A 19650-nucleotide genomic window follows, 5' to 3' on the forward strand; every position below is an offset into this window, starting at 1 on the left:
CCCGCACCCCGCACCCCGCACCCCGCACCAAAGCGTGACACCCGACCACTGACCACCGACAACCCAACACCGTGAGACCTCCCAGCACGTCCAGCGACTCGGCCCCAAGCCACCCTCCAGACGCCGGACTACGTGCGCAGGCATAACCGCCGAGAAGCCGATCAGCTACCGCGCCAGCAACAGGAACGTTGCACGCCCACAGCCCGTGGGGGGCACCAAGCCCGCGCCTCGTTCGCGTTCAACCCGCACCCTCACCCCCATCGAGCGTTCAACCTGTAACCCGCGTCGAACCCTCCAACGACCCCAGCGATCGTTCCGCGCATCTCCTCGGCCGCAGGAACAACCCACGCACGAGACCAACCCCAACCAGTCGAGCGTGCGCGTGTTACTACCCCACCGCACCGCCGATACGTTCGCACAGCAGGTCGGCGCCCCCACAGTGACGGGCGTACTCCTCGATCCGGCGTACTCCTCGATCCAGCGAACCAGCAACTCCCGGACACCGGCGCCATCCCGCCCCACCCGCGTGCGCACATCCGAATACCCCGCCAGCACCGCATCGGTTGCCGCCTACTCGCGAGCAAGATCAGCGAATGCGCCATCCACCAGCGCCTGATCCCGCCAGCCGCTCCCTGAGGTCAACGATCACGCGCTCCATACAGCTTCGGCCGCCAGGGCTTCAGGCATAACCCAAATTGCGCCACACAAAGACATCACATCCACTTTGCCCTCACATCTACCCAAAGCCTGTTGCGCAGTAAATGCGGCCCGCCACCGCCACAGCTCCACCAGCAGAAAAGCCTGTCGACTCAGGCAAATGTGAAATCGTCGAGATATTCGTTGGGCCGTTCGACGTCAACCAATCAAACCAATTCAACCCCACCACCTGTGGATAAGAAATCGTTCTCCACAGAACGGCGTTCGCTCCCACTCACCCCCTCGGCACCGCGCCAAACTACCCGCATGAACATCCCCACCCCACCCACCACCACACCAGCCCACCCACCACTACCCGCCCCGACCCTCAACGCCATCCTCCCAAAACTCAGCACAGCAAACGACATCACCACCTCGCCACCACAAGCCGCTTGGAAGAACGACGCCCCATCGCGTCGCCCAACCCCAAACACCCCAGCAAGAGGCCCATCCCACCCACTTAGCCAAAGGCGCCCCTCACCACCCCAACCCAACAGCCACCCAAAACGGCCGATACAACCGAAAAAGCATCGACCCTCCACCACACAACTCAGAGCCATAGCCCTACTGGCTCTCATCTCCGCAACCTTGACCCTGCCCATCACCATTCTTGCTTCCCCAGCAAGGGCCTCCCCCTCTCCTCCCACCTGGCGCTGGCCCTTGGACGGACACCCCCGAATCCTGCGCCGTTTCACCCCACCACCCGAGCCTTGGCTGGCCGGCCACCGCGGCATCGATCTGGCCGCTCCCGTAGCCACCCGAGTTCTCGCCGCAGGCCCTGGCACCATCCGCTTCGCCGGCCCCGTCGCCGGAAGGGGAGTGGTCGCCATCGATCACCCAGACGGCCTACGCACGACCTACCTCCCGGTCAAGCCCTCGGTACGCCGCGGCCAGCCCATCACCCTCGGAGCCGAACTCGGCGTCATAGAAGCCGCGAAACCCCACTGCGAGGAGTCCTGCCTCCACTGGGGCCTCCGACGCGACACCACCTACCTGAACCCCCTGCTACTCCTCGGCCACGCACCCGTCCGCCTCCTCCCCTTCTGGCCGACAACACCAAGCACGACCTTCCAGTCGCCGACCGCACCCCAAACCCGCAATCCCCCACCCACAAATTCCATCCCCCACAGCTACCGATTCCCGTTCCAACCAAATTCAACTCAACCAACGATTGACCACCCACCCCATGCCACCAAACGCCCCCTCCCCAACCCAGAACAAGCACTACCAATCACACAATCACCAAAAACGTCCACTCACCAAACAGCCACCACCATCAGCACAGCCCCCACCCCCGCCCACCGCGCCACAACCATCGCACCAAGAATCACCACCACCAGCCCCATCACCCCCAATACTCTCCGGCCTCACCACTACCCTCCCCTCACCACGGCAAGAACGATCCAAAACCTCCTCCACCCCGCCACAACCCCATTCACCATCACCGCGCTAATCACTGTCAGCGTACTGTTGGCAACCACCCTCGTGATCACAGTCCTATTCCACAAACGCTGTAGCCGTCACCGAGGAAGCGCCCAAACCAGCCGACGCAACCCAGCAAGAGGCCAGCACCGCAAAAGACGCCCTCCCCGCCCAAAACCCCGAAAGACCTACCAGCCGCCAACACCCCACTAACACGCACCCCGAAACACCACCGCCATCACCTATAACCCCACCATCAAAATCCCAGGCTATCGTCCGCCACCAAACCCTCAAACGCAGACAGCCTTCATCGCAGCCACTCTCCAAATCACCTCATCAAGCCAGCCCAAGTCTCCCGTTATCCCAAAAGCAGAGCACAATCATGCGAGCGAAAAACAAACCCAACCTGGCGCATGGAGCTAAAGCAAACCTCATATACGCGAACCGAGAAGCCCTAAGAGCACCCACGAGGACAATCAAACGATAATACAATAGGCGGGAAACCCGATTAGATCACGCCCTATAAAGATCTCAGCCAAGAGGCAGCATAAGCCAGAAGGCGGATACACCTTATCTCTACCACTACCTCTCCTCATCTCCCTCCTTCACCCCCCGACCCCCAATCACTAATCACTAATCACTAGCTATGCCCTCGGATGCGCTTGTTGATATGCGGCCCGCAACCGCTCAATCGAAACGTGCGTGTAAATCTGCGTAGTATTCAACGACGCATGCCCAAGCAGTTCCTGAACGCTACGCAGATCCGCACCCCCTTCGAGCAGATGAGTCGCCGCACTGTGCCGCAACCCATGCGGCCCCATGTCCGGCGCACCCTCTACCTGCGCCAGCCGCGCATGCACCACCCGCCGCACCGTACCCGGATCAATACGACCACCTCGCACCCCAAGAAACAACGCCGGCCCTGACCCAGCTCGCATCCACCGAGGCCGACCATGAATGCACCACCGATCCAACGCCCTCAACGCAGGCGTCCCGAAGGGCACAGACCGCTCCTTGCGCCCTTTGCCCAAAACTCTGACGATGTTCCGTTCCCGATCGACGTCATCGACATCAAGCCCGCAGAGCTCACTCACCCGCACGCCAGTGGCGTACAACAACTCCAGAAGCGCCTGATCCCGCAGTTCCTTCGGCTCCCCGGTCGCGGGCGCGTCCAAGACCGCCTCGGCCTGCCGCTGATCGAGCACTGCGGGCAGTTCCCGGCTCGTCTTTGCACTCCCCAACAGCAACCCCGGATCTGCCTCCAGCCACCCTCGGCGACGGCAGTAGGCGGTGAACGTACGAGCGCAGGCGGTCCGACGCGCCAACGTGGCCCGCGCCTTCCCCGCGGCATGCTGCCCGGCCAACCACTCCCTCAGCACCCCGACGTCAAGCCCCTCAAGTCGCCCACCCAAGTGATCGAGCAGAGAATTGACGTCGCTCACGTACGCCCGCACCGTATGCGCTGAAAGATCACGCTCAAGCTGCAAGTAGCGCCCGAACTCGGCGACGACTTCGTCCCTGTCCACGCCCAACTCCCCCAGCTCGAAACTCCAGTCAGCAACCACACCACCGTAGACCGGCGAGCGCGGCGAGAAGAAGATAGGTGATCACACGCACAGGCTGCCGATCACAGGGAGAAGCCGCAAAAAGGCTACATAAACCCGGAGCGGCTCCTATACGCCCACTCCTGCCCTACACCCTGGCTACGCTCTCGGTCTCGCCCTGGCCTGGGCCGCCGAAGCTCGACACCCACAACACCGACTGCGTGTAATACGACGTGACTTGAGTAGTCCAGGGTGTGTAGAAGACCTCACGGACTGCCACGTCAGCTCCGTGAGGTCTGGATATGGTGACGGCCATCGCTTGATCCTTGCGAAGCCTTGGTCGAGACCGAAGGAGAGCAGAACGATGGCCGCACACAACAGTGTGCTACCTGAGTGCGCGCGACCGAAGCAGATCACCCACCGGTGGCTCCTACTTTGTTTCGGTCCAAGATCAAGACCCCGCTCATAACCGCAGACCGAGACCAAGCGCGCTCCGGAGCAGCGGACCGACGCCGTACGCGAGCTGGTCCGCCGACCGCGCGTCCGGCGAACTGCGACGTCAGCGCCACCCGCGTATGCAACCGCGACTCCGTGGACGGCCGTCCCAGCGGTCACCTGACCAAGTTCGGGCTCTCTCGGGTGCGCCCCCTCCCTCACGGCCTCAACCCACCGCTTCCCTCCGGCGGCCCGCTCCCGCCGCTTGCGTCCCCGTCGCCCAGACTCCGCACCCTTCACACACCAGGAGTGTTTCGACAAAAGCCGGACCTGCCCGCCTCTCCTCTTCAGGAGACTCGAGCGTCGTTGACAGAAGTCGAGGTCGTTCGGGCGAAATGGGCCGCCGCTGGGCCGTAGGTTCGGACGGGAGGCCGCGCATCGTGAACGCATAGCGGAGCTATTAATCGGGGCATGCAGGATCGGTGGCACAAGAAAGCACCAGCTAGGGAGTGTCCCCATGTCCACTACTGCCACCATCGTCACCGTCCTGGCCGCCCTCTGGGTGGGTTTCTCTGCCTTCTCCCTCCTACGCCGCGCCGAGTGGGTCGTGAAGCCGCTGACGGACTACGGCGTCCCCCGATCGTGGTGGACCTGGCTCGGCACAGCCAAGGCCGCTGGGTCTGTGGGCCTGCTGGTCGGCCTGTTCGTACCGGTCGTCGGCATCCTGGCCGGGATCGGTCTGGTGCTGTACTTCGCTGGAGCCGTGGTCACCGTGCTCCGGGCGCGCTCGTACTCGACCGTCGTCTTTCCTCTCCTGTACATGGGTCCGGTGATCGCCGCCTTGGTGCTGGGATACGTCGCCTGACAGGGGAGGTGATGGCGGGTCACATTCTCACGACCGCCGTATCGTGCTAGGGCGATTTTCAGCCCTCAACGCAGATCGCCGTCGGCCGCAGGGTTCACCATCGCGGCGGACCCGAATGCCCCTGGTCCGGGCATCCGTCGCTGGTCATTGACCGTACGATCGAGCGCAAGTGGATCCGACCTGGCCGACAGTTCGCCGGTTGGGCAACCTATCCGTGCTCCTGCGCTGGTTCCGTCGTCTGTGCATCCGGTGGGAGATCCGCGATGACGCCGACGAGACGTTCATTGCCCTTGACGCCTCGATCATCCGTGCCCACGATGCCGCGATCATCTGATGGTTACGACCTGTTCGCTGATCCCGCTGATCCCGCCTTAAGGGACGTTGTGAGGCTCGTGGGGCTGGGGGTGGTCGTAGTCCAGATCGGGGAAGTCGTCCGGGAACGGCGGGGTGTCGGTTGGGTCGGGCTCGGGCGTGGGCGGGGGTTCAAGGGCGGCTGAATCGGGGGCTTTGCGATATGCCGTCGTCTGCTTTCGGAGACGCCAGCCTTTTGGGGTTCGTTCTATGTAGCCTGCGGCTGCCAGACCGCCCAACGCGCTCAGCGCCGCGTCCAGGCTCACGCCGGCTGCCACCGCGATCGAGGCCGGGCCTGCGCCGCCACGGGCGGGGACGGCGTCCAGGACCCTCTTGGTCGGCTCGTTGAGCCTGTCTCGGGGGACGGCTGGGGCCCGGATCTGCGGGGCCAGATCATCGCCCATTACGCCAACGAGGTCGATCATGTCGTCTGACGAGGTAACGCATACCGCTTTGCGCTCCCGGAGGAGTCTGTGGCATCCGGCTGACATGGCTGAGGTGATCGGGCCCGGGAGCGCGCCCAGGTGTCTGTTGAGCGACAGGGCGTGGGTGGCGGTGTTGAGGGCGCCGCTGCGGATCGCGGCCTCCACGACGACCGTGCCTCTCGACAAGGCGGCGATCAGGCGGTTTCTGATGAGGAAGCGGGCTCGGGTGGGGTGGACGCCGGGCGGGCATTCGCTGATCACGACGCCCTGCTCTTTGACGGAGGTGAACAACGACTCATGGTCGCTCGGGTAGCAGATGTCCACACCGCAGGCCAGTACGACGACCGTCGGCGAACCGGCCGCCAGCGCACCTTTGTGCGCCGCGCCGTCCACTCCGTACGCGCCGCCCGACACGACCGTCCAGCCAGACTCGCTGAGCCCGACGCCGAACTCCGCGGCCACGTACGAGCCGTATGGAGTGGCGGCTCTGGCCCCCACCACCGCCACGGACTTGAGGCAGGAGAACCGGAGGTCTGCGTTGCCATGCACCCATAGGCCCAGAGGGCGACTCGGGCCCAACTGGTCCAACTGGGTGGGCCACTCGGCGTCGCCGGGGATGATCAGGCGGGCACCGGAGCTTTGGCCTGCTTTGAGGTCGGCTGCCGGGTTGGCGGCTGCCAGGCGGGCGTACCAGGTGTGCAGGCGTGAGGTGAGATCCTGCGGGCGTTCTTGCTGGGCCTCTCGGGCTATGAACTCTGATGGGAGGGTGCGGGCGCGGATTGCCTCTACTGCTTGTTGAGCGCCGTGTTGGGATATGAGGCGGCCCATGAGGGCGTCACCGACGTCGGCGGCGCGCATGAGAGCGGCTCTGGCCTCCACCTCGGATTGAGGTTTGGTCCTGGCATGAGTCCTGCTCATGAGCTGAGATTTGCTCGTTGCTGAGGGCCCACTCCTTGTCGGAGATCCACTCGTTGCTGGGGATCCGCTCGTTGCCGGAGGTTCGCGTCCCGGCAGAGATTCGCTCGTCGCGTGGGGCTCGTTCGTGGTCTTGGGTTCGGGCTCGGGTTCGGACTTGGGCTGGGGCCGGACGGCTCCTCCCCCGCTCTCGGCTGGTGTTTCGTCAGGAGGGTCGGTCCTGCGGTCGGTGGGGACGGTTTCCGGTTCAGGGTCTTCTCTGCTGGAGGGGTCAACAGGCGGCTTGGCTGCGATCTGGCGCGAGGGGTTGCTAGGGATGAGGGCTGAGGGAGGCAGCGCATCGAATCGGCTTGCTACGGGCGTGGAAGGCGTCGTGGCGGCATCAGCGAGCGCGGGAGGCCGGCTGCTGACCGAGGGTGTGGCTGTCCGTGAATGGGTGACTGCTGGCGTCGGTCCGGCTGTTGGTGGGGATCCGGCTGCACGTGGGGAACTGGCTGAACCTGAAGGTTTGGCTGGATCCGAGGGGTCGGGTGCATGCAAAGGTCCCGGTCTGTGCGGGGACCTGGCTGTGCGTAGGGATTCGGCCACGGACGAGGGGGCTGTTGTGCGTGAGGGTGCTGTTGCAGGGGTGGGCTCCGGCGGTGGGATGGTCTGAGGTTTGTGGGTCCGGGTAGGGCTCGGCGCGGTATCCGGGGAATTGGTGGTCGGGGAATTGGTGGTCGGGGGACTGGCTGAAGGTGGGGTGGTGATGGTGGCGGTTGGAAGCTTCGTCGCAATGGCTGTTCTCGGCTCGGTGGTGGCGTGGCCGGTGGAATGTGCCACTGGCAGGGTGCCGCCGGAGGGCTCGGTTCCATGGCCGGGCGCCGTAGCGGGGGTGGCGGTGCCGAATGAACGTGTCGGCGGCAGATGGGTGCCCAGGGATGTGGTGGTGAGGGTGTTCGGCGGCAGCGGGTGGTTCGTGGGGAGTGTGGGAGTGATGGGCATGGGTGGTGCTCCGGTTTTTGGGATGTGGGCTGGCTGGGGCGAGAGGGCCGGGGCCGGAGTGCCTCGTTCGTTACTGCTTGATGGGGGCTATCTCACGCCCAGCCAGAAGCTGAGGGCGGCGTTGGTTTCGTCCTGGCCTGGGGTGTCTTTGTTGGCGAGGTCGGCGAGGGTCCATGCCACTCGGACCACACGGTCGAGGCCACGGGCCGTAAGGGTGCCCGCGTCGAGGCAGGCCGTCATGGGGCGCATGGCGTCGGCAGCGGGACGGTAGTCGGTGTGGAGGACCGACGAGGGGATTTCGGCGTTCGAGCGCCACGGCGTGCCGGTCAGGCGTTTGGCGGCTCGCTCACGGGCGGTGAGGACGCGTTCGGCCACCGTTTTGCTGTTCTCGACGAACTGGCGGTCGGCGAGGAGCTCACGTCTGGACGAGCGGGCGACGGTGACCTTCATGTCCACGCGGTCGAGGAGCGGGCCCGAGAGTCTCCCCAGGTAGCGGCGTCGGATCGTGGGCGAGCACTTGCAGGTCTCCCTTTGGTCCTCGGTCTGGGCGCAGGGACAGGGGTTCGCGGCCAGGACGAGCATGAATCTGGCGGGGAAGGTCACCGAGCCCGCCGATCTGGAAACCGTCACCCGGCCGGACTCCAGTGGCTGTCTCAGCGCGTCGAGGACATGTCGGGGGAACTCGGGAGCCTCATCCATGAAAAGGACGCCCCGGTGAGCCAGGGACACGGCTCCGGGACGGACGATCGTGCTGCCGCCACCGATGATCGCGGCAGAGGTCGCCGTGTGGTGCGGGCTGACGAACGGAGGTCGGCTCATCATCGGAGCACTCGGCGGCAGGGTGCCGGCCACCGAATGGATGGCAGTGACTTCGAGGGCGTGGTCGAGCTCCAGACCCGGCAGAAGGGTGGGGAGGCGTTCCGCCAGCATCGTCTTGCCGGTGCCCGGTGGACCCAGCATCCAGAGGTTGTGGCCGCCTGCCGCGCACACTTCTAGGGCGCGGCGGGCGACCGGCTGGCCCACGACGTCTGCCAGGTCGATGTCAGGGGTGCCGTTCGCCGCTGGCGCCTCTGAGCACTCCTCTGCTTCCGCATCGGCCTCGGGTTCAGGCTCGGGTGGTGCGTCCCCTTTGCGGAGCCATTCCACGAGCTGACGTAGGTGCCCGACCGGGACCACGTTCACGTCGGGTACGAGGACGGCCTCCGCCGCATTCGCGGCCGGGACGACGACGGTGGCGTCACCGTGCTTGGCCGCGCCCAGGACGGAGGGCAGCACACCGCGTACGCCCCTGATACGGCCGTCGAGGCCGAGCTCCCCGAGGAAGAACAGCTCCGCGATGCGATGGGCTGGCACCACGCCTGCCGCGCCCAGGATGGCCACAGCGATGGCAAGATCGAACTGGGAGCCGCGCTTGGGAAGACTGGCGGGGAACAGACTGACGATGATGCGGGCGTCGGGCCATGGGTAGTTGCTGTTGACCGTCGCCGATCTGACCCGATCACGCGCCTCACTGAGCGCGGTGTCGGGCAGGCCGATGAGGTGGATGCCGGCAAGGCCGTTACCCACGTCGGCCTCGACCTCGACGGTGCGACCGGCGACGCCCACGAGGGCCACGCTGCGTGTGCGGGCCACTGCCATCTAGATCGCCCCCCGTACGTGGCGGAGGGCGAAGTCTCCTGCGAAACGTTCAAGGGCGATCACGTCTACTCTTACCGTCTCGAACGTACGGGACTGCGTGGTCAGCCACTTGGCCGCGAGCATGCGCAGTCTGGCGAGCTTGGCGGGGCTCACCGACTCCAGTGCCGAGCCGTGGGACCTGCTCGACCTGGTCTTGACTTCGACGACGACCAGAGTCGGCCCGTCCTCGGCGATGATGTCGATCTCGCCATGGCGGCAGCGCCAATTGCGGTCGATGACTTTCATGCCTTGGGTTTCCAGGTAGGTGACGGCTACCTCTTCGCCGCGTTTGCCGAGGTCGAGCTTGCTCTCCGTGGCCATGGGCCGTGTCTCCCGTCCTGTTGGGTCAGTGTTCGGTGCGGGGGGGTGGCACGACCTTGGCGGATGCGGGGTGGTGGTGGAGGGGCCGAATGGAGTTCTGGGGATTGTGGTGTTTGAGGTGGAGGTGGGTTGTGGATAACCTGTTCGATTTGGGTGGTTGAATGCCACAGCTTTCGGAATTTTCGGATCTCGATCCGAACTCCGATCACTGACTCCGATCCGGCTACCGCGCTTCCATCAGGCTGTGGGACACGACTGCACGACACGACACGAGGCGGCTACAGCCACGCGACTGCAGGGACGCAAATGCAGGGACGCGACTGCAGGCTTCGACCTTCGACGCGGCTATGGGCCTCGACGCGGCGGTTCCGGGCGGCGCGGGTGCCTGGGCGGGATCGGTCGGTCGTCCTGGATGTGCCCCAGGCTGCTCTGATAAGCCCGACAAAGGCTGACATGGCAGGTTTGGCGCGTCTCAGAGGAAGCGGATGGCCTCGGCGGCTGGGGCCCTGCGGAGCGTCGTGTCAGGAGGGTGGCCGACGGCACTGGGCGGCAGGTCCTGTCGGGCAGGCGGGCAGCGTGCGGTCAGTCGGGAACCACATCGGGCAGGCGTCCCCATCAAGCAAGCGGCCGCTGCTTAGGCGCTGCTGAGGGTCGACTGGTTCAAGCGAGTGGGCGGCCCCGACCCGGCTCGCCCAGCCCAGCCGCCGCGCTGCTCGCGGTGGAGAGGACCGGGGCGTGCAGGACATCGACCGGCTGGGGATCCTGGGCGCGCGGCCGGACATCTCGACTCGGCCCGACCGGGCGATTCAGCTCAACCGGGCGGCTCAACCCGACCGGGCGGCTCAGCGCGACCGGGCGGCTCAGCGCGACCGGGCGGCTCAACCCGACCGGGCGGCTCAACCCGACCGGGCGGCTCAACCCGACCGGGCGGCTCAACCCGACCGGGCGGCTCAGCGCGACCGGGCGGCTCAGCGCGACCGGGCGGCTCAGCGCGACCGGGCGGCTCAGCGCGACCGGGCGGCTCAGCGCGGCTTTCTTCTGTTCCGCTCGGCCTGGCTCGGCTCGTCGCCGGGGCTGACACTTTGCCGAGGTCGGCTCTCGCCGAGGTCCACGCTCCACCAGGGGGCAACACTCCGCCCGGCGGCCGACGCTCCATCAAGAGGTCGACGCTCCACCGGAGTCAGCGCTCCACCGAGGTCAACTCTCCACCGATGCCAGCACTTCGCGCCCCTACGTCACCGTCTCCCATTGCGGTCCTCTATCCATCGAGGTCGCTCGCTCAACGCAGCCGCTCGTTCGCCGCAGTCGCCCCCCGACACGGCCGCTCGCTCATCGCGATCGCCGTTCCACGCGGTCGCCGTTCCACGCAGTCGCCGTTCCACGCGGTCGCCGTTCCACGCAGTCGCCGTTCCACGCGACCTCCGTTCATCGCACGACCGGAGCTTGGTCTGGCGCCAGTTCGTCGAGATCGCCGCCTAACGCGCCCGCCCATACATCGCGATCATCGCTTTACGCGCCCGCCCGTTCATCCCGGCTGCTTACGCGGCCGTCTTTTCCTCGTGATCGCCCATGGTCGGCCGCCCGTTCATCGCGGTCGCCGCCTGACGCGGCCGTCCGCCCATCGACGGCCGCGCGCTTGAGCGCCCGCCCACCCGCCTGTCGTAAGCAACCACTCGACGTGATCACCCACGCCCGCCCGCCCCAAGCTGAGCCGCAGCCGTGCACCCCGGGCCACGAAACACCACAGCCCCAGAACTCCAGAGCCCAGAGCCCAGAGCCCAGAGCAGTCGGACCGGCGCCGAAGATCTACCTACCCCGAGAACCCTTCCTTGGGCATCTCCAGGTCGGCCTTGGCGAGCTCTTCCACGTTCACGTCCTTGAACGTGACCACCCGGACGTTCTTGACGAACCGCGCCGGCCGGTACATGTCCCACACCCAGGCGTCCTGCATCTTCACGTCGAAGAACACGTCGCCGTTCTCCGCCGTACGGACGTCGAGATCGACCGAGTTGGTCAGGTAGAAGCGCCGCTCAGTCTCCACCACGTACGTGAACAAACCGACGACATCCCGGTATTCGCGGTAAAGCTGCAGCTCCATCTCGGTTTCGTACTTTTCGAGATCCTCTGCGCTCATCGCGGTCCTCCTGTCGTACCGGTCCCCCGGTTCGCCTGCTCAGGCAACCCCGGCCCCCATTTCATTTTCACCCATCCCCCTCGCCACCGTGACGAAGGAGTAACGGTGATCGGGACACGGGCCGTGCGTTTCCAGCGCCAGCCGATGTCCCGGTGTGACATACCCCTTGTGCTCGGCGAAGCCGTACTGCGGGTAGCGTTCGTCGAGCGTGACCATGAGACGATCTCGGGTCACCTTGGCCACGATCGACGCCGCCGCCACGCATGCGGCCACCTGGTCCCCCTTCCACACGGCCAGCGACGGCGCCGGGAGGCCCGGCACCGGGAAGCCGTCCGTCAGGATGTACTCCGGGTCACAGGGCAACTGTGCGACAGCGCGCCGCATTCCCGAGACGTTGCATTTGTGCAGACCTTTTGCGTCGATCTCCCCAGGCGGGATGATCACTATGCCTACCTGGGAGACGCGCATGATCTGCGTGTAGAGGCGTTCGCGCACCGGTGGCGACAGCAGTTTCGAGTCGCCCAGGCCGTCGATCTGCCTGCGCAGGATGACCGCGGCCACCACCAGCGGGCCCGCGCACGCGCCACGACCGGCCTCGTCGACGCCCGCGATGGGGGTGAGGCCGCGACGGGCGAGCGCCCGCTCATAGGCGTAGAGTCCGGAATCGCGCCGGACGACGCTCGGTCGAGGGCGGAACGCAACTGTCATGACACAGGAAGCGTACGCCCCAATCGCCGCAAACCGCGACTGGAAGCCGGCTCTACTTGACCTTGTCGAAGGTCTCGGGGCGGGAGAACAGATAGCCCCGCGACAGCGGCCAGTAGCGCACCACGGCCTTGCCGACCACCGCGTCCTCGGCGATGAAGCCACCGCCGGGCTCCCCCATGTGGGCCCGGGAGTCGGCCGAGGCGCTGCGGTGGTCGCCCATCAGCCAGAGCTTCCCGGCCGGCACCGTGACGTTGAAGTCGTCACCGGAAGGGAAATCGCCGGGGTAGAGGTAGGAGGTCTCGTCCAGCGGCGTGCCGTTGACCGTGATGCGCTTCTGCTTGTCGCAGCACACCACCTTGTCGCCGCCGATGCCGATGACCCGCTTGATGGTGTCTTCGCCGTTCCAGCCCTTGAACACCACGATGTCGCCGCGCTCGGGCTTGCCCGCGAGCTTGTTGACGAAGACCCGGTCGTTGACCAGCAGGGTGTTCTCCATCGAGATGGACGGGATGTAGAACGAGCCGACCACGAACGTCTGCAGCAGCAGCGCGAGGCCGACGCCCATGACGAGCAGCAGGACGGTCTCGCGGAACCCGCCCTTCTTCTTCTCTTTCGCCACGCCCTCCGCCTTCTTGGTGACGGCCATCAACGCCCCCTCAGGCGTCGGCGGACCAGCACCAAGGGTACGGCCAGCCCGAACCCGGCGACCAGCGGGGCGGACCCACCGAGCGCCTGGAACGCGGGCTGCGCGAACGTCTCCGGGATGTCTATCGTGGCGAACCGGTTGAACGGCCAGACGATCACGAAGGCCCGCCCGATGACCTGACCTTCGGGAATGGACCCGCCGCCCGGATCGCCGGTGTGCGAGCGCGAGTCGAGCGACACCGAGCGGTGGTCGCCCATGACCCACAACCGCCCCTGCGGCACCGTGATGTTGAAGAAGGCGTCGGACGGCACGTTGCCCGGATAGAGGTAGCTCTCCTCGTCGATGGCCGTGCCGTTGACCGTGATGCGCCCCTTGGAGTCGCAGCACTTGACGTGGTCGCCGCCGATGCCGATGACCCGCTTGATGTAGTCCTTCTCGCCGGGCACGATGCCGAACGCCGTGCCCACCCACCGGAAGAACGCCGCCACCGCGTTGGACGGCTCCTCCATCTGGAACTCGCCGTCCCAGGAGTCGACGCCCGAGAACACGACCACGTCGCCGCGCTCGATGTCACGGGTGTGGTAGACGAGCTTGTTGACCAGGACCCTGTCGTTCTTCAGCAGGGTGTTCTCCATCGATTCCGACGGAATGTAGAAGGCCTGGACCACAAACGTCTTGATGATCAGGGCCAGCGCCAGGGCCACCACGATGAGAACGGGGAGTTCTTTCCAGAAAGACCCCTTCTTCTCTTTATCACCCTTGGCCGGCTTCTGAGTCTCTTCCGCGACCACGTCCACCTCGTCCTCGACAGGGCGGCGCGCGGCGCCGTGCTCCTGGCTTTCGCTAGTCATCGCTGACGAGCCTAGATGATGACTTGGCCCGACAGCCCCCGAGCGACGTTACACCCACGCCCGAGTCGCTCCACATAAAGGAAACGGCCCCGTAAAGCCGAATGGCCCGCGCACTGCACGGGCCATCGGGAAAACCAGGACTTACTTGGCGGCCGTCGTCTCGCGCTTCTCGCGGATGCGGGCGGCCTTGCCGCGCAGATCGCGCATGTAGTAGAGCTTGGCGCGACGCACGTCGCCGCGGGTCACGAGCACGATCTTCTCGATGACCGGGCTGTGCACGGGGAAGGTACGCTCGACGCCGACGCCATAGCTGATCTTGCGGACCGTGAAGGTCTCGCGGGCGCCGCTGCCCTGCCTGCGCAGGACGAAGCCCTTGAAGACCTGGACGCGGGAGCGGTTTCCTTCGACGACTCGGACGTGCACCTCAAGGGTGTCACCGGGGCGGAAGCTCGGCACGTCGCCGCGCAGGGTCGCCTTCTCGAGCTCCTGGATCTTCGTGTGCATGAGAGCTAATCCTCAAGTCCTCGTGAGCACGCGGAGGTCCACCCGGCCGTGGCTCGCGGCGGACGCGCCTGCTGATGTGATTGCCCGGGACGTTTCCCGGGCACGGCAGACCAGCCGAATGACGGTTGGCAGCGATTCAGTTTGCCATATCTTCCGGCCTGAGGCGAAACGAGAGCTCCTCGAGGAGCTTTCTGTCGTGCTTGTCGAGCGTCGCGGGATCGAGCGCCGCCGCCAGCTCGGGCCGGTTTCGCACCGTACGCCGGATCGCCTCGTCGCGCCGCCACCTGGCGACATTTCCGTGGTGCCCGGACAGCAGCACGGCCGGCACCTCGTGCCCCCGCCACACGGGCGGCTTGGTGTAGACGGGCCCCTCGACCAGGTTCCGCATCGAGCCGGGCGCGAACGAGTCGTCCACGGCCGACTGGGCGTTGCCCAGCACCCCTGGCAGCAATCTACCGACGGCCTCCACCATGACCAGCACCGCCACCTCGCCCCCGGCCAGCACGTAGTCGCCGATGCTGACCTCGTCGACGGGCAGGCGCGAGGCGTACTCCTCCATCACGCGGGAGTCGATGCCCTCGTAGCGCCCGCACGCGAACAGCAGCCACGGCTCCCCCGCCAGCTCCTGAGCCAGCTCCTGGGTGAACGGCCGCCCGCTCGGCGTCGGCACGATCATCCGCGGGACGCCCTCCGGGGACCCGCCGGCCGGCCCGGTCACCGAGTCGATGGCCTCGCCCCACACCTCGGGCTTCATGACCATGCCAGGGCCCCCGCCGTAGGGGGTGTCGTCCACGGTCTTGTGCACGTCGTGGGTCCAGTCGCGCAACTGGTGCACGCGTACGTCGAGCGTGCCGCGCTCCCGCGCCTTGCCGATCAGCGAGACGCCGAGCGGCGCGAAGTATTCGGGGAAGATCGAGATGATGTCGAGCCGCATCACAGCAGCCCTTCGGGCGGATCGACGACCAGCCGCCCCGCCTCCAGGTCGACCTCGGGCACCAGCGCCCGCACGAACGGGATCAGCGCCTCCTCCTGGCCCTTCCTGCGCACGACGAGGAGATCCTGGCCGTGGTGGAGCACGTCGGACACCTCTCCGACCGGCTCTCCCGAGACCGTCTCCACCGCCAGCCCGATGAGCTGGTGGTCGTGGAACTCGTCGGGATCGTCGGACGGCGCCAGCTCGGCCGAGTCGATCACCAGCATGGTGCCGCGCAGCCCCTCGGCCGCGTCGCGGTCGGCGACCCCCTCGAACGACAGCAGCAGCGCGCCCCGGTGCCAGCGGCGCTCCTCGACGACGAGCGGCCCCCGCTCAGGGGGGTCGGTCGCGATCGCGGCCCCGGCGGCGAAGCGCAGCTCGGGATCGTCGGTGCGCACCTCCACGGTCACGTCACCGCGTACCCCGTGCGGGCGGCCGATCCGGCCGACGACCAACTGCACGTGAACCTGCCTTCTCTTCTCAACGCAAGCGCCCCCATCGGACCAAGCCGATGAGGGCGCGCAAACCTGACGCTAACGGACCGCTTCGTGCAGGTCGAGCAGATCGACCCGTACGTACTTCCCGTCGGACAGGGCGTTCACGACCGTGCGCAGCGCCTTGGCGGTGCGCCCGCCGCGTCCGATGACCTTGCCCAGGTCCTCGGGGTGCACCCGGACCTCCAGGACGCGCCCGCTGCGGATGCGGCGGGCGCGGACCCGGACATCGTCAGGATGTTCGACGATGCCCTTCACGAGGTGCTCGAGAGCCTCCTCGAGCACCTCAGACCTCGCCCTCGGCCGGGGTCTCGGCGGGGGTCTCGGCCTCTTCCTTCTTCTTTGCCTTCTTCGGCGTGGTGGCGGCCGTGCCGGTGTCGCCACCGGACAGCGTCTCCTTGGCCGCGGCCTCGTAGAGGGCGTGCCGGTCGGGCGCGGGCTCGGCGACCAAAAGCGGCGCAGGGGCGGGCTCGCCCTTGAACTTCTGCCAGTCACCGGTGAGCTTGAGCAGCTTGAGCACCGGCTCGGTCGGCTGCGCGCCGACTCCCAGCCAGTAGGCCGCACGCTCGGCGTTGACCTCGATGCGCGAAGGGTTTTCCTTCGGGTGGTACAGGCCGATCTCCTCGATCGCCCGGCCGTCACGCTTGGTGCGGCTGTCGGCGATGACGATGCGGTATTGCGCGTTGCGGATCATGCCGAGCCGCTTGAGCTTGATCTTGACTGCCACGGGTGTGGTCTCTCCTGCATTCGAGCGTGGGTGAACGGCACCTTGCCGAGTGGGGCACGACGCGGTGACGCTCCAGGGACAGGCATGATCGGCGGGAGATGAGAGGGCACCCGCCTGGTCACGATGTTCCAACATGTCATTGTGCCAGATCGACGGCACTGCCCACGACCCGTCACGACTGTACGACGCAAAGATCCGGCAACGCTCCGGCCACCCCGCGGCCACGCGTACGGACGACCGCGCGGAAGGCGTGCGAACGGGCCGCACGGCAGGCGTGCGGCCAGACCCGCGCGCCTTCCGTGCGAACCGGCTACTTCTGGCCGGGAAGCCGCAGCTTGGAGGGGTCGAAGCCGGGCGGCAGCTCCATCCCCGGAGGCAACTTGCCCCCCAGGTTTCCCAGCGCCCCGCCGCCCTTCTTGGTGGGCTCGGCCGGAGCGTCGGAGTCGGAGGCGCCCTTGCCCAGCGCCGCCTTGCGCGGGTCGCCGCTGACCCGGCGCCCCTTCTTGGCCTTCTTCTGGGCCTTGCTCGCCTTCGCGCGCCCGCCCGGCATGCCGGGGATGCCCATGCCCCCCGCCATCCGCTTCATCATCTTCTGGGCGTCGAAGAAGCGGGTGACCAGGTTGCTGACCGCGCTCACCGTCACGCCGGAACCGGCCGCGATGCGCGCCCGGCGGGAGCCGTTGATGATCTTGGGGTCCTGGCGCTCGGCGGGGGTCATCGAGCGGATGATGGCCGCGATGCGGTCGAGGTCGCGATCGTCGATCGAGTTGATCTGGTCGCGCATCTGCCCCATGCCGGGCATCATGCCGAGCAGGTTTTTGATGGGGCCCATCTTCTGGACCATCATCATCTGCTCGAGGAAGTCTTCCAGCGTGAAGTTTTCGCCCGAGGTGAGCTTGCCGGCCATCTTGGCGGCCTGCTCCTCGTCGAACGTCTTCTGCGCCTGCTCGATCAGGGTGAGGATGTCACCCATGTCGAGGATGCGGGAGGCCATCCGGTCGGGGTGGAAGGCGTCGAAGTCTTCCAGCTTCTCGCCCGTCGAGGCGAACATGATCGGCCGCCCCGTGATGTGGCGGACCGAGAGCGCCGCACCGCCGCGCGCGTCGCCGTCGAGCTTGGTCAGCACCACGCCGTCGAAGCCGACGCCCTCCATGAACGCCTGCGCCGTCGTGACCGCGTCCTGGCCGATCATGGCGTCGACCACGAACAGGACCTCGTCGGGCGAGACCGCGTCGCGGATGTCGGCGGCCTGCCGCATCATCTCCTGGTCGATGCCCAGGCGGCCGGCGGTGTCGATGATGACGATGTCGTGCTGCAGGCGCCTGGCCTCGTCGATGGAGGTGCGGGCGACCGCGATCGGGTCGCCGACGCCGTTGCCGGGCTGCGGCGCGTAGACGGCGACCTGAGCGCGCTCGCCCACCACCTGGAGCTGCTGGACGGCGTTGGGCCGCTGCAGGTCGGCCGCGACGAGCATGGGCGTGTGGCCCTCCTCGCGCAGCCACCTGGCCAGTTTGCCCGCCAGCGTCGTCTTGCCCGCGCCCTGCAGGCCCGCCAGCATGATGACGGTCGGCGGCGTCTTGGCGTAGCGGAGCCTGCGGGTCTCGCCGCCGAGGATCCCGATCAGCTCGTCGTTGACGATCTTGACGACCTGCTGCGCGGGATTCAGCGCCTGGGACACCTCGCTGCCGCGGGCGCGCTCTTTGACCTGGGCGACGAACGCCTTGACCACCGGCAACGCGACATCGGCCTCGAGCAGGGCGATGCGGATCTCACGGGTGGTGGCGTCGATGTCGGCATCGGACAGCCGCCCCTTTGATCGGAGGGAGGAGAAAACCGATGTCAACCGGTCGGATAGCGTCTCGAACACGTGGTAGGCCAGTCCTCGAAGCGAATGTACGTCTAAGAGTCCAGACTAGCCGCTCCGCTAGCCGCTCCAGCCTGGCACGGCCATCCGCACCGTCAGCGCGTGCTCGACGAGATTGATCAGCGCGCCCTTGACGGAGTCCTTCGAACGGGCGTCGAGGCGCACCATCGGGATGTGCGGGGCGAGGGTGAGCGCGTCGCGCACCTCGGCGTCGCTGTGCGCGTACTGGCCGTCCCATCCGTTGACGCCCACGACGAACGGGAGCTGGGCCTCTTCGAAATAGTCGATGGCGGGGAAACTGTCGGCCAGACGACGGGTGTCGACCAGCACGACCGCACCGATGGCACCGCGTACGAGGTCGTCCCACATGAACCAGAACCGATGCTGCCCGGGAGTACCGAACAAATACAAGATCAGATCACGATCGAGCGAAACCCGGCCGAAGTCCATCGCCACAGTCGTGGTCGACTTCAACGGCGTCATACCCAGATCATCGATCCCCGCCGACGCATCGGTCATCACCGCCTCCGTCGTCAACGGCATGATCTCCGACACCGCCCCGACGAACGTCGTCTTGCCCACCCCGAAACCACCGGCCACCACGATCTTCGTCGAGGTGAGACCGGGACTAGAGCCTGCGAAGTCCACTTAGCACCCTTTCCAGCAGGTTGACGTCAGGTCGACCCGCATCGAGCTGCGGCTGATGCACCCGAACCAGGCCCTCGGCCGCCATGTCCGCGATGAGAACCCGCGCCACGCCGAGCGGGATCCGCAGCAGCGCCGACACCTCGGCCACCGATCTGACCTGAAGGCAGAGCTGGCTGATCGCCTTGTACTCGGGCGTGATGTGGGAGAACTCCCGGTGCTCGGCCGTCGCCGAGGACACCAGGGCCTCCATCGCCAGCTTGAGCTTGGGCGCGGTACGCCCGCCCGTGACGGCGTAGGGACGCACCGGGGAGGCGGGGTCGGAGCTGGGGGGCGGAGGCGGGGGGTCCCAGCCTCCGGTGTTCCACGAGTTGCTCACCTACATCACCTGGTCTGGCTGGCGCGCAGTTCGGCACGCACAGCCGGAGTCAGCACCTGACCGGCGCGATCGACCATCAGCGTCATCTGA

At 66.7% G+C, this 19650-nt stretch carries 20 protein-coding genes; 4 read left to right on the forward strand and 16 right to left on the reverse strand.

The genetic code is table 11. The features are described from left to right. Positions 1-963 precede the first annotated feature (963 nt). Positions 964-2331: a M23 family metallopeptidase gene (locus ABD844_RS53210; protein WP_425568615.1), complete on the forward strand. Its 1368-nt coding sequence runs from the start codon at positions 964-966 to the stop codon at positions 2329-2331. Positions 2332-2762: 431 nt separating this feature from the next. Here ABD844_RS53210 and ABD844_RS19960 read toward each other — a convergent pair whose 3' ends face one another. After that, positions 2763-3644, reverse strand: coding sequence for a tyrosine recombinase XerC (locus tag ABD844_RS19960; protein ID WP_344879632.1), 882 nt, complete (start codon positions 3642-3644; stop codon positions 2763-2765). Positions 3645-4614: 970 nt separating this feature from the next. Here ABD844_RS19960 and ABD844_RS19970 point away from each other — a divergent pair. Continuing rightward, positions 4615-4962 (forward strand): DoxX family protein, encoded by a 348-nt coding sequence (locus ABD844_RS19970; RefSeq protein ID WP_344879635.1) that lies wholly within the window; start codon positions 4615-4617, stop codon positions 4960-4962. A 169-nt stretch (positions 4963-5131) separates the two neighbouring features. Then, positions 5132-5296: a hypothetical protein gene (locus ABD844_RS19975; protein WP_344879638.1), complete on the forward strand. Its 165-nt coding sequence runs from the start codon at positions 5132-5134 to the stop codon at positions 5294-5296. A gap of 37 nt (positions 5297-5333) precedes the next feature. On the opposite strand, the gene dprA is transcribed toward ABD844_RS19975, so the two are convergent. From dprA to ABD844_RS19990, 3 genes are all read right to left on the reverse strand, one after another. Beyond that, positions 5334-6596 (reverse strand): DNA-processing protein DprA, encoded by a 1263-nt coding sequence (gene dprA, locus ABD844_RS19980; RefSeq protein ID WP_344879641.1) that lies wholly within the window; start codon positions 6594-6596, stop codon positions 5334-5336. Between the two features lie 1128 nt (positions 6597-7724). Beyond that, on the reverse strand, positions 7725-9275 hold the full coding sequence (locus ABD844_RS19985) for a YifB family Mg chelatase-like AAA ATPase (protein ID WP_344879644.1): 1551 nt from the start codon (positions 9273-9275) through the stop codon (positions 7725-7727). After that, positions 9276-9635, reverse strand: a complete 360-nt coding sequence (locus ABD844_RS19990) for a YraN family protein (RefSeq protein ID WP_344879647.1) — start codon at positions 9633-9635, stop codon at positions 9276-9278. It abuts the gene before it with no gap. Between the two features lie 718 nt (positions 9636-10353). Between ABD844_RS19990 and ABD844_RS19995 the strand changes: the two genes are divergently transcribed. Next, positions 10354-10713 carry a hypothetical protein gene (locus tag ABD844_RS19995; RefSeq protein WP_344879650.1) on the forward strand — a complete coding sequence of 120 codons (360 nt, stop codon included), beginning with the start codon at positions 10354-10356 and terminating at the stop codon, positions 10711-10713. A gap of 732 nt (positions 10714-11445) precedes the next feature. Here the strand turns inward: ABD844_RS19995 and ABD844_RS20000 are convergent. From ABD844_RS20000 to ABD844_RS20055, 12 genes are all read right to left on the reverse strand, one after another. After that, positions 11446-11769 (reverse strand): DUF2469 domain-containing protein, encoded by a 324-nt coding sequence (locus ABD844_RS20000; protein ID WP_026215037.1) that lies wholly within the window; start codon positions 11767-11769, stop codon positions 11446-11448. A 39-nt stretch (positions 11770-11808) separates the two neighbouring features. Continuing rightward, on the reverse strand, positions 11809-12477 hold the full coding sequence (locus ABD844_RS20005; RefSeq protein ID WP_344879653.1) for a ribonuclease HII: 669 nt from the start codon (positions 12475-12477) through the stop codon (positions 11809-11811). Positions 12478-12529: 52 nt separating this feature from the next. Beyond that, a complete protein-coding gene (lepB, locus tag ABD844_RS20010; protein ID WP_344879656.1) occupies positions 12530-13123 on the reverse strand; it encodes a signal peptidase I in 594 nt (197 codons plus the stop codon). Further along, complete coding sequence (lepB, locus tag ABD844_RS20015) at positions 13123-13974, reverse strand: signal peptidase I (protein WP_344879659.1); 852 nt, start codon at positions 13972-13974, stop codon at positions 13123-13125. The genes lepB (ABD844_RS20010) and lepB (ABD844_RS20015) overlap by 1 nt, the downstream gene beginning before the upstream one ends. Positions 13975-14115: 141 nt before the next feature. Beyond that, positions 14116-14478 (reverse strand): 50S ribosomal protein L19, encoded by a 363-nt coding sequence (gene rplS, locus ABD844_RS20020; protein ID WP_344879662.1) that lies wholly within the window; start codon positions 14476-14478, stop codon positions 14116-14118. A gap of 136 nt (positions 14479-14614) precedes the next feature. Continuing rightward, the gene (gene trmD / locus ABD844_RS20025) at positions 14615-15412 is read right to left on the reverse strand and encodes a tRNA (guanosine(37)-N1)-methyltransferase TrmD (RefSeq protein WP_344879665.1); all 798 of its coding nucleotides are present in this window, start codon (positions 15410-15412) and stop codon (positions 14615-14617) included. Beyond that, positions 15412-15912, reverse strand: a complete 501-nt coding sequence (rimM, locus tag ABD844_RS20030) for a ribosome maturation factor RimM (protein ID WP_344879668.1) — start codon at positions 15910-15912, stop codon at positions 15412-15414. The genes trmD and rimM overlap by 1 nt, the downstream gene beginning before the upstream one ends. A gap of 72 nt (positions 15913-15984) precedes the next feature. Then, positions 15985-16230 (reverse strand): RNA-binding protein, encoded by a 246-nt coding sequence (locus ABD844_RS20035; protein WP_344879671.1) that lies wholly within the window; start codon positions 16228-16230, stop codon positions 15985-15987. 1 nt (position 16231) lies between these two features. After that, entirely contained in the window at positions 16232-16672 is a 441-nt protein-coding gene (rpsP, locus tag ABD844_RS20040) for a 30S ribosomal protein S16 (RefSeq protein WP_344879674.1), read from the reverse strand. Positions 16673-16982: 310 nt separating this feature from the next. Continuing rightward, positions 16983-18539 carry a signal recognition particle protein gene (ffh, locus tag ABD844_RS20045; RefSeq protein ID WP_344879677.1) on the reverse strand — a complete coding sequence of 519 codons (1557 nt, stop codon included), beginning with the start codon at positions 18537-18539 and terminating at the stop codon, positions 16983-16985. Positions 18540-18596: 57 nt separating this feature from the next. Then, entirely contained in the window at positions 18597-19184 is a 588-nt protein-coding gene (locus ABD844_RS20050; protein ID WP_344879680.1) for a GTP-binding protein, read from the reverse strand. Beyond that, positions 19165-19560, reverse strand: a complete 396-nt coding sequence (locus tag ABD844_RS20055; RefSeq protein ID WP_344879683.1) for a DUF742 domain-containing protein — start codon at positions 19558-19560, stop codon at positions 19165-19167. The genes ABD844_RS20050 and ABD844_RS20055 overlap by 20 nt, the downstream gene beginning before the upstream one ends. Positions 19561-19650: the final 90 nt, after the last annotated feature.

The sequence above is a fragment of the Nonomuraea antimicrobica genome (genome assembly GCF_039536965.1).
In the GTDB taxonomy this organism is placed as follows: domain Bacteria; phylum Actinomycetota; class Actinomycetes; order Streptosporangiales; family Streptosporangiaceae; genus Nonomuraea; species Nonomuraea antimicrobica.

Bases quoted from the DNA above. Each gene is read 5' to 3' on its own strand.
- ABD844_RS19970 (WP_344879635.1), top strand. From the start codon at position 4,615: ATGTCCACTACTGCCACCATCGTCACCGTCCTGGCCGCCCTCTGGGTG.
- dprA (WP_344879641.1), bottom strand. From the start codon at position 6,596: ATGCGCGCCGCCGACGTCGGTGACGCCCTCATGGGCCGCCTCATATCC.
- ABD844_RS19985 (WP_344879644.1), bottom strand. From the start codon at position 9,275: ATGGCAGTGGCCCGCACACGCAGCGTGGCCCTCGTGGGCGTCGCCGGT.
- rplS (WP_344879662.1), bottom strand. From the start codon at position 14,478: ATGCACACGAAGATCCAGGAGCTCGAGAAGGCGACCCTGCGCGGCGAC.
- ABD844_RS20000 (WP_026215037.1), bottom strand. From the start codon at position 11,769: ATGAGCGCAGAGGATCTCGAAAAGTACGAAACCGAGATGGAGCTGCAG.
- ABD844_RS20005 (WP_344879653.1), bottom strand. From the start codon at position 12,477: ATGACAGTTGCGTTCCGCCCTCGACCGAGCGTCGTCCGGCGCGATTCC.
- trmD (WP_344879665.1), bottom strand. From the start codon at position 15,412: ATGCGGCTCGACATCATCTCGATCTTCCCCGAATACTTCGCGCCGCTC.
- ABD844_RS53210 (WP_425568615.1), top strand. From the start codon at position 964: ATGAACATCCCCACCCCACCCACCACCACACCAGCCCACCCACCACTA.
- lepB (WP_344879656.1), bottom strand. From the start codon at position 13,123: ATGGCCGTCACCAAGAAGGCGGAGGGCGTGGCGAAAGAGAAGAAGAAG.
- lepB (WP_344879659.1), bottom strand. From the start codon at position 13,974: ATGACTAGCGAAAGCCAGGAGCACGGCGCCGCGCGCCGCCCTGTCGAG.
- ABD844_RS19990 (WP_344879647.1), bottom strand. From the start codon at position 9,635: ATGGCCACGGAGAGCAAGCTCGACCTCGGCAAACGCGGCGAAGAGGTA.